This is a genomic window from Paraburkholderia sp. SECH4 (assembly GCF_030511745.1).
GTDB classification, from domain to species: domain Bacteria; phylum Pseudomonadota; class Gammaproteobacteria; order Burkholderiales; family Burkholderiaceae; genus Paraburkholderia; species Paraburkholderia madseniana.
The window spans coordinates 1-17,369 of the sequence record NZ_JALOCP010000072.1 but is presented as its reverse complement, the minus strand read 5'-3'; the positions used below and the strand labels follow the sequence as shown (position 1 = coordinate 17,369).

Annotated in this window: 11 protein-coding genes and 2 pseudogenes; 8 read left to right on the top strand and 5 right to left on the bottom strand. The window is 60.5% G+C overall.

From position 1 onward, the window contains the following. Positions 1 to 566: 566 nt before the first annotated feature. The 4 genes from M0D67_RS40770 to M0D67_RS40755 all read left to right on the top strand — a co-directional run bounded on the left by M0D67_RS40770 (position 567) and on the right by M0D67_RS40755 (position 6,841). Positions 567 to 1,865 carry an ATP citrate lyase citrate-binding domain-containing protein gene (locus M0D67_RS40770; protein ID WP_154563965.1) on the top strand — a complete coding sequence of 433 codons (1,299 nt, stop codon included), beginning with the start codon at positions 567 to 569 and terminating at the stop codon, positions 1,863 to 1,865. Positions 1,866 to 1,875: 10 nt separating this feature from the next. Further along, positions 1,876 to 4,575: a CoA-binding protein gene (locus M0D67_RS40765; RefSeq protein WP_168435850.1), complete on the top strand. Its 2,700-nt coding sequence runs from the start codon at positions 1,876 to 1,878 to the stop codon at positions 4,573 to 4,575. Between the two features lie 139 nt (positions 4,576 to 4,714). Continuing rightward, positions 4,715 to 6,013: an MFS transporter gene (locus M0D67_RS40760; RefSeq protein ID WP_154563963.1), complete on the top strand. Its 1,299-nt coding sequence runs from the start codon at positions 4,715 to 4,717 to the stop codon at positions 6,011 to 6,013. Positions 6,014 to 6,058: 45 nt separating this feature from the next. Then, positions 6,059 to 6,841, top strand: a complete 783-nt coding sequence (locus M0D67_RS40755) for a substrate-binding domain-containing protein (protein WP_266243274.1) — start codon at positions 6,059 to 6,061, stop codon at positions 6,839 to 6,841. Between the two features lie 15 nt (positions 6,842 to 6,856). Here M0D67_RS40755 and dctA read toward each other — a convergent pair whose 3' ends face one another. The 3 genes from dctA to M0D67_RS40740 all read right to left on the bottom strand — a co-directional run bounded on the left by dctA (position 6,857) and on the right by M0D67_RS40740 (position 11,089). Continuing rightward, complete coding sequence (gene dctA / locus M0D67_RS40750; RefSeq protein ID WP_154563959.1) at positions 6,857 to 8,158, bottom strand: C4-dicarboxylate transporter DctA; 1,302 nt, start codon at positions 8,156 to 8,158, stop codon at positions 6,857 to 6,859. Then, entirely contained in the window at positions 8,155 to 9,084 is a 930-nt protein-coding gene (locus M0D67_RS40745; RefSeq protein ID WP_168435849.1) for a LysR family transcriptional regulator, read from the bottom strand. The genes dctA and M0D67_RS40745 overlap by 4 nt, the downstream gene beginning before the upstream one ends. Positions 9,085 to 9,622: 538 nt before the next feature. Next, complete coding sequence (locus M0D67_RS40740; RefSeq protein WP_171928787.1) at positions 9,623 to 11,089, bottom strand: hypothetical protein; 1,467 nt, start codon at positions 11,087 to 11,089, stop codon at positions 9,623 to 9,625. Between the two features lie 654 nt (positions 11,090 to 11,743). Between M0D67_RS40740 and M0D67_RS40735 the strand changes: the two are divergent. Then, a pseudogene (locus tag M0D67_RS40735) lies at positions 11,744 to 11,886 on the top strand (transposase); the annotation flags it as partial. Between the two features lie 172 nt (positions 11,887 to 12,058). Here M0D67_RS40735 and catB read toward each other — a convergent pair. After that, positions 12,059 to 12,700: a type B chloramphenicol O-acetyltransferase gene (gene catB, locus M0D67_RS40730; RefSeq protein ID WP_171928788.1), complete on the bottom strand. Its 642-nt coding sequence runs from the start codon at positions 12,698 to 12,700 to the stop codon at positions 12,059 to 12,061. Between the two features lie 173 nt (positions 12,701 to 12,873). Continuing rightward, positions 12,874 to 13,338 (bottom strand): hypothetical protein, encoded by a 465-nt coding sequence (locus tag M0D67_RS40725; protein WP_171928789.1) that lies wholly within the window; start codon positions 13,336 to 13,338, stop codon positions 12,874 to 12,876. Between the two features lie 1,161 nt (positions 13,339 to 14,499). On the opposite strand from M0D67_RS40725, the gene M0D67_RS40720 reads away from it, so the two are divergent. The 3 genes and pseudogenes from M0D67_RS40720 to M0D67_RS40710 all read left to right on the top strand — a co-directional run bounded on the left by M0D67_RS40720 (position 14,500) and on the right by M0D67_RS40710 (position 16,166). Further along, positions 14,500 to 14,949 carry an ester cyclase gene (locus M0D67_RS40720; RefSeq protein ID WP_154563947.1) on the top strand — a complete coding sequence of 150 codons (450 nt, stop codon included), beginning with the start codon at positions 14,500 to 14,502 and terminating at the stop codon, positions 14,947 to 14,949. Positions 14,950 to 15,183: 234 nt separating this feature from the next. Next, positions 15,184 to 15,360 (top strand): hypothetical protein, encoded by a 177-nt coding sequence (locus tag M0D67_RS40715; protein WP_266243268.1) that lies wholly within the window; start codon positions 15,184 to 15,186, stop codon positions 15,358 to 15,360. Positions 15,361 to 15,448: 88 nt separating this feature from the next. Then, positions 15,449 to 16,166, top strand: a pseudogene (locus M0D67_RS40710) (transposase). Positions 16,167 to 17,369 lie beyond the last annotated feature (1,203 nt).

Below are 17,369 nucleotides of genomic sequence, written 5' to 3'. Positions count from 1 at the left end.
CCTCACGAACCACCGCGCTTAGCCGGAGCCCCCTACCGCGCGAGCGGTTTCGTTCGTCGACCCTGAACGGACGGTCTCTTGCATATGTCGAATGTCCCTTCATTCGCCCATGACGGACCATCAACTGAAGTCACATCACAGATTGGACCGCTGACCCGTCTGCCCCGACAGGCAGCGCAGAGGAACGTGGCGGTGATGCCACATTTCATCCAGCTGCATTGATAACATCTAAACATCAATGCTTCGAAAAAATGCACTTATCGCGTAACTCCATTTGCATGAGTATCTGTACTCAAGATTCCAGCGAGATTGGAACGAAAGTAAAACGCACCGGAGACAAGGCTATGTACAACGCAAGGCGCACATGGAGCGCCTAACGATCGCCCCTTGGGCGGGTAGTCTCGAGCCCCAGCCGGTTCGAGCACCGGACAACTCAACACACATCAGCCACGCATTCCGAACGCCATCGGCGTCACGGCCGCTTGTCACGCCTGGCGCTTTCGCCTAACGACCAATCCGAACACCCGTTTCTTTTTATATCGCTATGCCCTTCAGGAGACAACTTCATGCAAATCACCGGTATGTTGCACGGCGCGCGCCTCTTGCAATTCGTCGGATTCCCGGCGAGTGAGATCCTCGGCCCGAGCGCCAGCGAGGAGGAGATCAAGACTTTGATCGATCGTCATCGCCAGATATTCATCAAACCCGTTTTCAAAGGCGGAGTGGGAAAGAAGGGGAAGGCGGGTTTACTCGGCCGCGCGACCGATCTCAAGACGGCGTTGATCGAAAAAGAGCGGTTGTACTTCGCCGAGCATTCCGTCGGCCACCTGAAAGCAAAGTCGAATGGCGTGACGTTCGAAGCCGGCGTTCCGGCCCAGCATGAGGTCTATTTCTCGATCACCGACTCCACGCGTTTTCGTGCGCCGACCATGACGCTCTCGCATAAGGGAGGCATGGATATCGAAGAGGTCGACCCGAAGCATGTGGCGATGGTGCCCTTCGACGCGTTGACGGGTTTAAAGGCGTTTGTCGTGGCGAACGCGCTGAGCGAGATTGGTGCGCCGAAGGAGATCATCTCGCCGCTCGTGCAGCAGTTGCCGAAACTCTGGGAGCTCTTCCACGATTTCGGCATGACGACACTGGAGTTGAATCCGATCCGCATGCGCGAGGACAATAAGGGGCGCCTCACACCTGTCGCCTGCGACTTTAAGTGCGGTTTCGATCGCGACGATCCGCGATGGACGCGCCTCGGGCTGCCGCAACACCTGTTCGCAGCGGACTACTCCGACTTCGAGCAGGAGATCAATCAGTTGCGCACGCACCAGGGCCAGAGCGACGTGTATGTGATCAACGAGGAAGGCACGATTCTCGCGCCGACGTTCGGCGGCGGCGCCAACTCGCTCGTGACCGAAATGCTCGGCGACGCCGCGATCATCTCGTCGGATTTCGGCGGCAATCCCCCGTACGCGAAGATGAAGGAAGTGGCCCGTATCTGCTTCAAACACTGGCTCAAGCAGTCGAATGTACTCTTCATCATCGGCGGCAAGTCGAACAACACCGACATCTTCGAGACGCTGCGAGCGATGGCCGACGCTCTTCGCGAACACTTCAGCGAGTATGGGCCGACGCCGCTTTACGTGGTGCTGGGCCGGGGAGGCCCGAACCTCGTGCGTGGGATGGCCACGCTGAGAGACACATGCGACTCGCTCGGTCTGCCCTATCGGCTCTTCGGATTCGACTCTGACATCAGCGAGGTCATCCAGTACGCGCGTCAGGCGGACGCCTGGATGCGCGCCAGTGGCCGGGCCGAGATCGCAGCACGGATCGGCGCACCCGCGACGGAAACCGAAACGGCTCAAGCCTGAGGAGAGCAACGTGTACAAGCAAAACAGCAGCCAGTTCAAGTATTTCGTCGGCGTCAACTCGCTCGCGCAGATCGCCACGCATGACGATCGCGTGTGCGTGCTCAATATCCTGGGCGGTGAGTCCTCGGACGTGACGCCCGTCAGTCACGCGTTCTCAGGCGGGAATATTGCTTTCGGCACGGCGCCGGGGAAAGGCGGGCAAGTGCTCCCCACATCGATCGGAGATATCCCAGTCTACAACAACGTCCGCGAGGGTCTGGAAGCGGGGCATCGGTTCAACTGCGGCGTGGTCTATCTACCGCCATCGGCGGCCCGCGACGGCGTCGCCGAACTGATCCGCGTCAATCCCGATCTGAAGAAGATTTTCATCATCACCGAAAAGATCGCCGTACACGACGCCCGCGAAATTCGCGCGATGGGTCAGCAAGCGGGCATCGACATCTTCGGTGCGAACGGGCTCGGCGTCGCTGACTCGTGGAATCGCGTAAGAATCGGCGGAGCACTCGGCGGCGATAGTCCGGACGATTCATTGCGCAAGGGATCGATCGCCATCTTCTCGAACTCCGGCGGCTTCAGTACGACGATCGCGCAGTACCTGCGCATGAGCGGCTGGGGCACATCGACCGTCATCTCGAGCGGCAAGGACGTCTACATCCACTATGCCGCGCCGGAATTTGCGTTCGCACTCGCCAACGATGCTCGAAGCAAGGCCGCGGTGCTCTATTGCGAACCGGGTGGCTACTACGAGGCCGATGCGGCCTTCACGAAACCGGTGGTCGCCTGTGTGGTGGGCCGGTGGAAGAGCCGCCTCACGCGTGCGGTCGGCCACGCGGGCGCGATGGCCGGCGGCTCCGACGACGCGCAAGCCAAGGAGCGGTGGTTCATGGAAATGTTCGGCGTAGACCGCCTCTTCACGCCCGACGACCCGTGCTGCTCCGCCAAGGGCGCGGTCGTCACGAACATCGCGCATATCCCGGCGGCGCTGACCGCCGTCATGCGCGCCAACGCGACGATGCCTGATTTCGAGCCCGAAGGCAGCCTTGCGCTCAAGCCGTGGTTCGGCTCCGACCAGGGAATTCAGCTTCCGTCCGACCTTGCGATCCCCGTAGTGGGAGCAGTCGCGCCCTACGAAGAGCAAGTCTTGCAGGTCAATCGACAAGTCGGTGCGATTGCGCCACGTCAGGCGTTGAAGGATGCGTCGGGAGCATCGCAGATGGATGCGAAAACGCAAGTGAGCAGCCTGTATGGCGCCTCGATGCTCGACGCGGCGACGCATTCGCTCGAAGCGAACGTCAGCCTTGCCCTGCTTCACGAGTTCGGCGGAGAAAACGACGAGAAGCTCATCGATGTCGCGATCGCTGCGTCCGTCAATCTGCACGGAACGCCGGAACTCGCGGCAGCGCAAGCCGCACGCGAGGCCGGCAATGCGCCCAACGCCATCTTGGCCGCCGCGACCTCGATCATCGGGCCGAACCGTCAGCGCGCGGCGCGGGATGCCGCGAAATGGATGATCGAACGCTTCTCGGCAGCCGGCCTTACGAGTGCGCTCGACGAGAACTTTGACATCGCCCGGATCGACGCTAGCGGCTGCGAGCCGCTCTTTGCCGACACGCGCGATCTGCGCGCCGAAGCGATGCTTGCGGGACTCGCCGAGCGTGGAGTCAGATCGGTCCTCGTGCGCTGGCTCACGTCTCAGCCCGCTTGCCCGACGGCAGACGCTGTCCTGGCCGCGATCTCCATGACGCTCGCGTGGGGACCGCTGATGCGCAAGCGCATCTCGCGCGTCACGGCCGAGAGCCTGCCCTGGTGGACCATGTTGTTCGGGACGCTGATCGGTGCATCGGCGGACGCCTCGCGACACTGTCCCGACAGCTTTTGCGGCTTTACCACGCAAGCGCTGCTGAACGAACGCAGCCTGACCGAAATCTGTTTTGCCGCGTTGCTCAACCTCGCGCCGGAGCCCAACGATCTGTTCGCCTTCAAGACGCTCGTCGGTCTGCTGCTCACCAACGGTCCGGGAGCCATCTCGGCGCAGGGAGCAAAGGGCGCGGTATCCGCTGACGGCCCGGAAAGCCCCGAGCGCGTGCAACTCAACAAGGCGCTGGTCGGCTTTCTCACCCATACAGGTTATACGCATGGCGGCAATGGCTATGAAGGCATCGCGTTCCTGATCGAAGCGTTCAGGGACAGCGGGCTTGCCGATCCGTCCGACCCCGCGCACGGCGTGGACCTGCGCTCGCTGGCCGAGCGCTCGGTCGAGCGCTATGCGCAGTACAAGGCCCGACAGAAGCATGCCGGCAGCCTCGATATCGCGAAGCTGCCGGGCGTGAACCATCCGGTCTTCAAGGACAGGCCGGTCAACTACGACCCGCGCGAAGTGTTCATCGCGGAACTGTGCGAGAAGCGTGGCGAATATAACGTGTTCCATGCTTTCTATCGCGAACTGGTGCAGGCGTTGTTTGATGCCGGCGTCTCCCGCAACGTGTACTGCGTAAACGTCGATGCCGTGATCGCAGCGCTGCTGCTGAAGATGCTGTGGCAGCCGCTGCAACGTGGTGAATTGACCGAGACTGATCTGGAAATCGCCGCGTTCACGATCTTCCTTTATCCCCGCATGCTCGGATGCGCGGCGGAAATCGACGATCACCTGAACCGGGGGCGCAACATGGACACCCGAACGCCCGCGTCCCAGTGCCGCTTTGTAGCTTGAGCGCTTCCCCGACACTGATAACCAACGGACATCAATCGTTTCGAAAATAGCACTTATCGTTTCGTGTGGTTCGGGCGAATATTCGACAAACAACAAATCGCCCGAACACCGCAAGTTCAAAATTTCTGGAGACAACTCGATGCATCCCTCCTCACCCCCGCTGGCCCCCGGGCAATCGAAGGCATCCGCCGTGCTACGCGTGACGGCAGGCAACTTCCTGGAGCAGTTCGACTTCTTCCTGTTCGGCTTCTATGCGACGCAGATTGCCGCGGTCTTTTTCCCGGCGGGGAGCGAGTTCGCTTCACTGATGATGACGTTCGCAGTGTTCGGCGCGGGCTTCCTGATGCGGCCGCTCGGTGCGATCATCCTCGGCGCGTACATCGACGATGTCGGCCGCCGCAAGGGCCTGATCGTCACGCTGTCGATCATGGCGAGCGGCACCATCCTGATCGCGTTCGTGCCCGGCTATGCGACGATCGGACTCTTCGCCCCGGGCCTGGTTCTCATTGGCCGTCTGCTGCAGGGCTTCTCCGCGGGTGCGGAACTGGGCGGCGTATCGGTTTATCTCGCCGAGATGGCGACGCCGGGCCGCAAGGGCTTCTTCACGAGTTGGCAGTCGGCGAGCCAGCAAGTGGCGATCGTCATCGCTGCCGCGCTCGGCTTCGCGCTCAATCAGTGGCTCGACACGGCGGCGATCGCTGCGTGGGGATGGCGCGTGCCGTTCTTCGTCGGCTGCATGATCGTGCCTTTCATCTTCATCCTGCGGCGCAATCTCGAGGAAACGCAGGAATTCAAACAGCGCCAGCATCGCCCGAGCATGCAAGAAGTCTTTACGACGCTCGTGCAGAACTGGAATGTCGTGAGCGCGGGCGTGCTCCTGGTCGCAATGACCACCACGAGCTTCTATCTGATCACGGTGTATGCGCCGACCTTTGGCAAGACGGTCCTGCATCTGAGCACTGCCGATAGCCTGCTCGTCACGCTGTGCGTGGGGATCTCCAACTTCATCTGGCTGCCGATTGGTGGCGCGTTATCGGACCGGATCGGACGCCGTCCGCTCCTTCTCGGAATGACGATCCTGGCGATTGCGACCGCTTACCCCGCGCTATCGCTGCTGGCTCACGCTCCGAGCTTCGTCAACATGCTGCTTGTGCTGCTCTGGCTCTCGTTCATGTACGGGATGTACAACGGCGCGATGGTCGTCGCACTCACCGAAGTGATGCCGGTCGAAGTGCGTGTCGCTGGATTCTCGCTGGCCTACAGCCTTGCGACGGCGGTCTTTGGCGGTTTCACACCCGTTATCTCGACCGCGCTCATTCACATGACGGGCGATAAAGCCGCGCCGGGCTACTGGATGAGCTTCGCCGCGGTGTGCGGGCTCGGTGCCACACTCGCACTGTATCGGCGCCGTCGCGTTCCGCTGCATGCGGCTTCCTGAAGCATCGCTTCGCTCCTCGAACTTCAGCCTGGCGTTCTTTCAACCATGAAATCCATCCTTCTGAAACTCTGCACCGCCTCGCTCCTCGGCAGCGCCGCCGCTGCGGCGAATGTGCAGGCCGCCGATCTGCACGTGATGAGCTCTGGCGGCTTCACCGCCGCCTACAAGCTGCTCGGCCCGAAGTTCGCGGCGTCCACGGGCAACACGCTCGATACCGCGCTCGGACCGTCGATGGGCAAGTCGCCGGAGGCCATTCCCAACCGGCTTCAGCGCGGCGAGCCTGCCGACGTGGTGATCATGGTCGGCTATGCACTCGACGACCTCATCAAGCAGGGCAAGGTGATCCCCGATTCGCGCGTCGAGCTCGCGGATTCGCGCATCGGCATGGTGGTGCGCGATGGCGCGCCGAAGCCCGACATCGGGTCTGAGGCGGCGCTCAAGGAAACCTTGCTGCATGCCCGGTCGATAGCTTACTCGGATAGCGCGAGCGGCGTCTATATCGAGCGCGAATTGTTCAAGCGGCTCGGCATCGAGGAACAGGTGAAGACCAAGGCGAAGATGATCCCGAAGATCCCGGTGGCGTCGGTGGTTGCAACCGGCGACTACGAAGTGGGATTTCAGCAGGTGAGCGAGTTGCTGCCGGTGAAAGGCGCGGCGTACGTCGGCAAGATTCCGGAGTCGATGCAGTCCGTCACGCGCTTTGCGGCCGGCGTCCCGGTCGGCGCGCAGCATCCGAAGGAGGCGAAAGCGCTGCTCGACTATCTCGCGTCGCCCGCCGTGCAGCCGGAGGTGACATCGACCGGGCTCGATTCCGTCGCCACGCGTTGAGACGACGGAATCGATTCAGCCCGGCAGGTCGGCGGGCTGATCGAAAGCTTCTTCGGGCTCATGCGCCAGGCTCAATGCTTCTTTCAGACGCGCCCGGTCGCAGGCGCGCTCCCACATCGATACGAAGATCACCGCGCAGGCGTTGCTGATCACGCTCGTCAGGGCACGCGCCTCGGACATGAAGCGATCGATGCCGACCAGTAGCGCGACGCCTGCAACCGGCAGATCGGGAATGACGGCGAGCGTCGCGACGAGCGCAACCAGTCCGCTGCCCGACACGCCCGCCGCGCCCTTAGATGTGACCAGCATGACCACGAGCATCGTCGCGATCTGGCCGCCCGAGAGATGTACATCGCACGCTTGCGCGATGAACATCGAGGCGAGCGTCAGGTAGATCGCCGTGCCGTCGAGGTTGAAGGAATAGCCGGCGGGCAGCACGAGACCCACGATGCCCTTGTCGCAGCCAAGCGCTTCGAGCTTGACGATGAGGCGCGGCAGCACCGGTTCGGTCGACGACGTCGCGAGCACGATGACGAGTTCCTCGCGAATGTAGCGCAGTAAACGCCAGAGGGAGAAGCGATGCAGGCGTGCGAGCGGACCGAGCACGCAGACGACGAACAGCAGGCACGCCGCATAGAACGACAACATCAGCATGCCGAGCGAGCCAATCGAACGGATGCCGAAACGGCCCACCGTGAACGCCATCGCGCCGAATGCCCCGACGGGGGCAAGCCGCATGATCAGCGCGAGGATGCGGAACAGCACGTGTGCGAAGCTATCGATGAATTCCTGCACTCGCCGTCCGGCGCTTCCGCTGGCGTTCATTGCGAAGCCGAACAGAAGGGCAAGCAGCAGGACCGGCAGAACCTCGCCTTTCTCGAAGGCGCCGACGAGCGTCTCCGGAATCACATGCAGCGCGAATTCGACGAGTCCGTGTGTCTGCGTGCGAGTCGAATACTGCGCGAGGATGGCAGTGTCCAGATGATGTGCGTCGATATGCAGTCCCGCGCCCGGATGCAGCGCGAACGCGGTCGCGAGCCCCAGGACGAGTGCAACGATGGTGAGAAAGTAGAACAACGCCAGCGCCTTCAGGATGGTCCGGCCGATCTTCGAGCCGCTCACAAGCGACGTGATGCCGGTGACGATCGTGCAGAAGACGATTGGCGCGATCATCATGCGTACCAGCGCGACGAACGCATCGCTGAGCGGTTTCAGCGACGCGCCGACCTGTGGCCAGAAGTGGCCGACAGTCATGCCGAGCCCCATTCCAAGCAGGACCTGGACGTAAAGCAGCCTAAAGGGCCTTGGTAGTGTCATTTCGGGGTCTTCTTCGCCGCACCGACCATGCCGCTTCGCTTCGTGTCGAGGATTGTCTGGTAGAACTGCTGCGCGGCCGGCGCGAGGGGGCGTCCCCGGCGTCTGACAATACCGACTCGCCTCGTCACGACCGGATCGACGAGCGGCACGCTGGTCAAAATCGGATGGTCGCGCATGGGCATTGCCATTGAAGGCACCGCTGCCACACCGAGTCCCGCTTCGATCAGGCCGAGCATGGTGGTGACATGGCGAGTCTCGCAGACGCTCGGCGCTGTCGGCGCCACGTTGGTCAACGCCTGATCGAGCAGCAGGCGGTTGCCGGAAGTCTTGTCGACGGAAACGTATTCGTGTTCATAAAGCTCGCTCCAGGTCACCTGCTTTTTCCGAGCAAGGGGATGATCGCGACGACACGCGGCGACGAACCGTTCCTGCAGCAGGACCTTGAACTCGACCTCGGTTTCCTGGCTGCCCATGAAGCTGACGCCGAAATCGGCTTCACCGCTGATGACCGAGCCGAGCACCTCGTTGGCGCTCGAGTCCAGCAGCTTGACCCGGATCCGCGGATAGCGGCTGTGATAGGCGGCAACGACGCTCGGCAGGAAATAGTAGGCGACCGACGGCACACATGCGATGGTCACATGACCGAGGCGGCTGCTGGAGACGTCGCGGATGCCGAGCAACGCGACATCGAGATCGTCGAGAAGTTGTTCCGCGCTTGGGGCGAACACGCGACCTATGGTGGTGAGCGTCACGCTGCGGGTGGTCCGCTCGAAGAGCCGCACGCCGAGCGCCGCTTCGAGCTTCTCGATGCGCCGGCTCAGCGCTGGCTGCGAAATATTGACCGCCTCCGCTGCTTTGCGGAAGCTGCCCAACTCCGCGACGGCTCGAAACGCCTGCAAATCGTTCAGGTCGAAGTTGACGCCCACGGGCCATCCTCCGCATTTTAGATGCGGCTATTTTGCATGATACGGACGCGCCCTTCGAGGCAACACTCGGTGATTAGCCCGCGAGGGGTCACCGAAGTCGGGATCGAGGGCCGGTTTCGTCGTGTCAGCGGTCATTCATGGCCGAGAGGTGGGCGTCTTTTCATGGCCGGTTCCTGTCTGTCGCCGATCGGCAGCACGCGACCGATACTGTTGAAAAAGTCGTAGCGCGTCGCCCTAACACCAGGAGTGAAAAATTCGACCTCTCAGATCGCCCCACAAACCGCTCGCGAGCATCGGTTAAGGGTAAAACGACCCATGAAAACCGGGTTAGAACGACCGTCACCGACTTTTTCAACAGCATCGACCCACAGCGGCCCTTCGACAATGTGCGAAGTCAACGGCTGCTTCTGTTTGTAGAATGTCTGGCGTCAATAGGGCCGCCTTTTGGGCGGTCCTATTGTCTACCTGGAGAGCGCACAGTACGGTTTGAACGCATCTCGCAACTCAGGAGGCATCCCGTCAGGTCGACGAGTTGCCTTCAACGGTCGTCGCTATCGCGACCCGCAGACGCCGGCCGAGGCGGGCTTACGGTTATGGCGGCACCAGTAAGTACCCAAGCCCGCTGGCTGGGCGCGAACCGCGGTGCCAGGGAGCCGTCATTGATTTCGCGCGTCACGGCAAAGCGACGGAACGAAGTCGCCGGTAAGAACAGGCGGGAATTGTCCGGGAACCCATCGCTGGCAGTATCCACGTCTCCCTCGCGTGCCGATATTACGCCGTCGCCATTGGTATCGACCCGTTTGACTTCGGCCACATAGGCGTCGTACAGGCGCTGCGGGAATGGCGTGCCCTGCTCGAACGATGCCACTCGCACATAGGTGTCCAGGTAGATTTCGTGGGCCAGCCCGCTCGGGATGAAGCGCTGGCGGTATTCCCGCTGGTTATCGACGTTCGCGTCGAATCGGTCGGGGTCGCGCGGACCTGCGCCACCCAGCGGAGCCGCATTGTTCGGATCGTCACCATAGTCGATCGGACTGTTCTTCACGCCTGCCGGTCCAGAGCCAGGAATCAGTGACGAGAGCGCGCCAACTTTGCCGGCTTCAAAGGTACCGGGGATACCGCCGGTAAAAGGTAACTCGTAGAGTGGATGGATCCAGTTGGTCGTGTAGTTGAATTCCCAATAGCCGTGACAATCAGACTGCTGCATGCAGTTAAGCGCCCCCATGCTTAGCTGGATCGGCACGATATTGGTCTGGCGGTCGGGGAAGTGGTCGGAAGCGTCGGGCAAATGCGGTGCCCTGCCATCCATTGTGAATAGCCGGCCCGGCACGTTGTTGTGTGTGCCCATCGCCCGCAAGGCGGCCGCGTCGGCGGCTGTCATTGTGCCGAACTGGGCGTGCCCGTCGGGTCGGGGTGGTGCGACATCCGGCACGTGTAAATCGTGGATCATCCAGCCCTCGTACCAGCCGCTTTCATTGTTAATCACAAACAGATATGACAGGTCGGTAAATACATCGATGAAGGCGCGAACGTTGTTAGGATCAGTGGGCAGCCCAGGCTTCGGTTCGACCACCAGGCGCACCGCACCGATGGTTGGCAAGCCGCAGTCGGCGCCAGTTGCCGTCAGCATCGCCTGGTCGTTGATGCCCGGGAATCGTGCCGTGAACGGATTGGGTTCGAATCCTGTTGTGGACAGCAGGTAATACTGGAACAGCTGGCTCGGTTTGTCGGCCTCGGCAAAGGCCTGAATGGGCAAATAGGAATGGGGCCGCTCGGCCATCCTTTGGAGGAGATCCTGCAGCGAGTCCGGCAGCTGCGCGATGTCGCCGCGCTGACGCACCAGCGCGCCGTCAGCGGCAGCGTTCGGATTCGGATGGCAAGGTGGCGGCGGCTGTTCCGCGCATGCCTGGCCTGCGGCCAACGCGGCGATGAAGGCGGCAGCGGACAGGCTGGCAGCACGAGAAACCAGTGGTCTGAAGCTGCGGGGCTTGAATAACGATTTCATGACTCCTCCTGAGGTTGACCCGCTTCGACGGACAGATCTGCAGTTAGGTAATGATGTGTGGCTTAACCTCCATTGAAAGTTGAGTCGCGGGGTGTCCATGGTCGGGCAGCGGGTCGCCTGTCACAGAGCATGACGCTGCCTCGCGGTGGGCAACCCGCGATGCGATGTAGCTGGGTGAAATCGGCAAATCGGATGCCGTGGGAGACGTGTTGAGTAAACGGGTTGGAGGATGAGATATTCCGGGCGCGGCTAAAGAATGCAGTGGCAGTCATAGCTGTCGGAGTCCATTGTGCGCTCGTGGAAAGCTTTTCGAGGTCGACAACCAGCAGTAACAGTGCGCGCTGTCGCTCGGAGTTCGTCGCCGCGACCTGTACGTGATCCGTCGCGACGGGCGACCGGAAATTCACAAGTTGGCGATACGACCGCGGGGTGGGTTCAACGACAGAGCAAGCTTACGAAGCAAGCGCGTATGAAGCGCTCCGCGTACTTGCCGCAACACCCGGCTGTATTCGCGCACTACCTGAAGGCAGGCTGAAGAAGTCGCCGATCGTCGTCGGAGCAGCGGCAAAGTTGCGTCAAGTTGCAGGCGTAACGGCGTCGCCGTCGTTTGATCGCGCCACGTCGCCCTCGGCCGAAAGGCCGATTGCTTCCTTTGATGGAGCGCTCGAAATAGGCAATAACGCTGCTGAACGAGCGTTGCGGGTCGTGGCCCTCGGGCGCAAAACTTTCTGCACTTCGGCCTTCACAGCGGCGGCGAACGAATTGTCGTGATCTACACATTGGTCGCGACCGCCAAAGAACGGCCCTGATCGGACGCTTGCGATTTTTCATTGTTGGCGATCTATGCAGCTCAGTCGAATGTCGCATCTTGGCCGGTCACTGCCTCATGCGTTCGGCATGTCTCGACCCCGAGGCGACGGGGCGCGTTGTCCAACGCGGGCAATCAAAGGCACTGCCGCGAGCGCTGCATCAGCGTCCGGACAGCGATGATTCCCGCCAGTGCTCATACAGTGCTGCGATATCAGTCGAGCAGAACAACTTCATCGACTCGCCAATCTGTTCGAGCGGCCAGTCCCACCAGTTCATCTCTAGAAGCATTTCAATTTCGCCGTCCGAAAACCGCTTTCGAATCGGCTTCGCTGGATTCCCGCCGACGACCGTATAGGGCTCTACATTCTTCGTTACGAGAGCGCGACTTCCGATCACAGCACCATGACCAATGTGGACGCCTGGCATAATCATCGCCTCGGAACCGATCCAGACATCGCTCCCGACAATCGTGTCGCCGGCAGGTTCGAATGCGTCACAGGCGTCGGCAAACGCAGGCTCTTCCTGCATGTAGAAAAACGGAAATGTGGTGACCCAATCGTTCCGGTGCCCTTGATTGCCCGCCATCATGAACGTGGCGCCACTTCCGATGGAGCAGAAGCTACCGATGATCAGCCGGTCCCCGACTTTGCGATCTGACCCAAGGTAGCGTGCACAGTCATCGAACGGGTGTCCGTGGTAGTAACCAGAGTAGTAGCTGTAACGCCCCACGATGATGTTGGGATTGGTCACCTGCTCGGAAAGCGGCTTCCCCTTGAATGGGCTGTCGAAGTAATTTTCCATAGAGAATCACGGTGGAGTGTGGGTTATGTTCATTTTTTCAGCGCGCGGGTCGCGAGGAAGATTGGTATGAATCGATCCACTGTCGGCGACAACATACCTGAGAGGCGAGTCGTAGTTGGCGTTCCAACGATTCGGACGCGCCGCGCTACCACTCGCCCGCCCTTCTTGATCGCCTAGTGTTGCGCGACAACTGACTGCGGCACCGTGTCGGCTCTTAACGTTGCGGCACTTTTCTCTGACGTGCTTTTTCGCTGTGGATCGTTCGCGGCGGTTGCGAATTCTCTCACTCTCTGCGATGCCTCCGCAAGCAGGTTTGCCGCCTGACGTGCCGTGATGCGGCTTTGCGCAACGCCCTTCGCATCGAGCGCAATCACCTGGTACAGCTCGCGGTCGCACTCGAGTTCTTGCTGATATTGCTCCGCCGTGTCCACCAGCAATTCAAGAAGCGTCTGACGACGCCGTCTTTCCTCAAGCGTGATGGAAGGATTCCTACATATTGAGGACGCAAGTGTGATCAAGGTATCCAGTTGAGCCAGGTGCCGGTCGCATAAATCGAAGGCGGACAGCGCAAGCTTTTCGTACTGGAGTGCGTCGACAGGCGGACGTGAAGCGGGTTGATTTTTTGTGGACTTGCTCATGGTGCGATCTCCCTGTTACTTCTTGGATCGCCCGACACTCGCTAAAAACTTGGGTGAGCGGGCACGAAGTAGGGTTAGCAGACCGGCGTTCCAACGAACCGGCGAGCCTTGCGGCTCCCCTACCAAGGCCCGCCCATTGAAATATAGACGTGCAGAGGTAGACGCACGACCCGCGGAGCGGGTGTGCGGTTGGAACGTCAGGCTGCTAAACCTGGTCACCGGGTGTTTCCCGACGACTTGGTAATTATAAGGGAGACCACCGAGGTTGACTTCAACCTTGTAGGCTAAATGTTTGATTTGGCCGAATGGATAAGAGGAGATAGGACGAGGGTGGCGTGTGTTTGACCGAGGCCGCCATTCGCCCATCGGCGCTAGCCCTTCCGCTAACTGCCACTGACTGGACGTTCGTCGTCCCGCCGCACGAACACCCGATCCCAGCTTCAACGAACGCGCACTTTCGCCCCGTTTGAGTCACCCAGAACTCGCCTCCCGCTGTCCGTTTTCGCAGCGGCATGAGACCTCCGCCGAAGACTCATCGGCTCCGCACGGCGCGACAGGGACTTTGGGAACAACGTCTACCGTTTGGGAGGGGAGTTCTGTCTCGGCAGGTTCGATGATGGCAACCAGACCAGTCTCCAATCTGGCATGGCGTTCGAACAAGGCGAGAAGTTCAGGGCGCAGTCCGTCGCCGCGTTGTGCTGCAAGAGCATGAAGCGAGAGAAATGGCAACATGGTCGAACTCCAGTCGATGAAAGGCAGGCGAGCGCGATGACGATGAAAGAATTGGCATGTCGGGCGCCTGCGAGATAAGTGTGGTTCGGACGCGCCGCGCGTCGTCCGCCGACCTCGGCTAGTGCGGGATCGAATGCTCAAGCTAGCGCAGCAGATCGGTACGGGCACTCCGTTTCTTGCTGTTCAATTGCGATGAACGTAGAGCCACGCTTAACGCGCACAGTTATGCGGTTTTGTCGCCTTTGACCGCCGGCGCGGTTGCCTACGAACGGCACGCAATAGTGACCATAGTCATCACAAGCCGCATGGCCGTTCTTCGAGTATTGCAGCAAGAAACGGGGGGCTGCTGACTGCTCGCGCCAATATTGTTCAGGCAGAGAGGCGCGATCGTGCATCTCTCTTTCAACCACAGTCAATGAGGAATTCACCATGTCCAAGGAAGATGACAACAAGGCCATCGTCGGCCGCTGGTTCACCGATTTCTGGGGCAAGACCTGCAACCTCGAAATCGTCGACGAGCTTGCCGCTCCTGACATGCTTCTGCGCTACTCGCTGCACGAGCCGCGCCGTGGCCGCGAGGACATCAAGGCATTCATGACCGATTTCCGCGAAGCATTCCCGGATCTCAACTTCTGGGGCGCCGCTGATCTCATCGCCGAGGGGGACTATGTAGTCGGTCGTTGGGAAGGTGGCGGCACGCATACCGGTCCGGCATTCAGCGATTTCCTCATTGGATCGTTGCCGGCTGCGACCGGACGGAAAATGCGCTTCACTGGCACGACTGTGCTCCAGCTAAAAGACGGCAGGATCGTTGAAGAAATCGGCCTGGACGACGGCGTGACCGCTCTGCAGCAACTCGGACTCATCAAAACAGCGTGATCGAAGGCACGATCCGTCCGATTTGTTTGCGCAACGCCATGTGCATCTAATGCTACAACGGGCCGGGTATCCCCCTGCCCGTTGTAGCCCGTGACGCCAACCGCGAAGGGATTGGAAACGATCGTTATCGTTCGGATACCTACCGATAAAATTCGAAAACCACATTGCGCTGGGCTTTGACCGGTTCAGGTGGGATGCGCATGGAGACCATGGCGCTTCGACCGCCGCTCCGTCGTGCTGCTTGATGTATTGGTGCCGGATGACGCGCAGGCAAAGCATCTGGAGGGGTATAGCGCGGCGCTGCTATTCAGCGGCGGCATAAAACAGATGTTTGTAGCGATCGGCAAATCAGCGAAAAGAGGCCAGAAAAAAGGCCTGTTCGTGATGCAAACGCACGCACATGACCGATAGAATTTCGTCCTATACACACGTGACGCACTGTCGCGCGTTCGAGATCTGTCGGATCGCTTTCTCACATCGGATTTCTGGTTAATTCAGCATGGCACGGCTTGCACGGCACTACGTCCCAGAACAACCGCAGCACGTTATCTTGCAGGGGCTCACGGGGCCCGCATTCCTGGACGAAGGAGACTACCTGTACTTCCTCGCCTGCCTGGCAGACGCAGCGCGCGTCGCCGATCTGGCAGTCCACGCATGGGTGCTCATGCCTGACGCGATACAGTTCCTCGTCACGCCTTCATACGAGTCGAGCGTGCCCGTGGCGATGCAAGCGGTCGGCCGTCGCTATGTCGAGACCTTCAACCGCCGCCATGGACGCCGCGGTGCGGTGTGGCGTGGCGAGTACCGGGCAACAGTGATTGAGCCCGATCGATATTTCCTGCTCGCGAGCCAGGTCATCGATCATGCGCCGGTGCGCAACCGCCTTGTAGCCGAGCCGGGAAACTATCAATGGTCTAGCTACACGCACCACATCGGGCTGCGTGTCGATAACTTCATCAAGGACCATCCACTCTACCGGGCGCTCGGCGATACGCCGTTCGAGCGCCACCAGGCTTACCGCGATTTGGGCGTACAGCCTCTTGACGAACGCGAGGTCAATGACCTGATGCAGTCGACGCTCAAGGGCTGGGTGCTCGGCAGCGCCGCGTATTGCGAGTGGGCGGCCCAGACAGCCAACCGACGTTTGATGCCCCTGCTGCTGCGCGACCGGCCGCCCCAAGGTTTGCACGACACGCGTCCTCGCACACGTGGGCTAACCAAAAGATAAACGAGCAAGGAAACCTTGCTTGTTTGAGAGGTGCTACGTCAGGAGATGGCGATGCCGTTCGATGAACTGATGTGGCTCACTTCACGCGGCATGTGGAGGGTACGCTCAGAGGTCTAGCCGAGCCACTTGCAAAGGCAAAAAAGAAAAATGCTCGTCGCGATGCGATTCATACGCTTTCGAGCATCGTCGGAGCCATCATTCTGGCTCGCGCGGTTGATGACCCTGAACTCTCGGAAGAGATTCTTCGTGAGGTGCGAGCGGCTCTGGACTAAATACGCGCCTATCAGGTGATGCCCAATTGAGCGGGCGATTGTCCCTTGTGACCCCTCCTTCTTCACAGGAGTCCAACGAGACTGCAAACACGGTAGACGAGTTGATGTCCGCAGTGCAATGCATAGCCGACGTTAGAATGCCGGTGCAGGTGCAGTGACCAAGGACCACAGATGACCGGTCGCTGCCTGACGCGGACGGCTCGGTTCGACCCAACTTAGCCGTTGACCGATTGCGGTCGAGGGACGCGTCTAAGACTAGATCGAATTATTTTCGGGGTCGTCGCTCCCCAACTTCCCGATTCTCCGTCACGGCTCGGCGAACGGCTTCCAAAAGGTCGGGGCGCGCCTCGGGGTCGGGGACTTCGATCAGCTTGCGCGGAGCCTTGGCTTGGGGCTTCAGCGTCACACCGTAAAGTTTTTGCGGCGCAGTCATAATTCGTCTCCGGCTTCGATCACAGCTAATTCGGACGGCAGGCTCGGTCTTGCTTCTGGTTTCCGAAAATCACGCTTTCGGATCTTTACTGAGTAGGGAACTGTGGACTCCGTGCGTCGCGCGTCTCCAGGCTTCGTCGGCGCGTTGCTGGGCCGATTTCACGGTATATGCAACCCCTTGCTTGCCTTTCGGCGCTGGCGAAAACGTCGAAGTCAGACCGGAAAATGTCCGGCGGATAGTCTTGCTCACCATGGCACGCTCCGAGTTTGTGTCGGAATGATAAGTCTAGGTCTTTACGTGCAATCCGCGATACTGTACGTTTATACAGTGTCTTGGGGAGTCCACTATGGACGCGAGAGAACGCCTCAAGCGAAACCGCGCCCGTACGATCACGTTGCGCCAAGCGAGTCCGCGTCAATCCACTACGCCCTTTGTGAACGGCGGTCGAAATCCGACGTTAAACGGCGGCGTCAGTCAGGAATTCGGA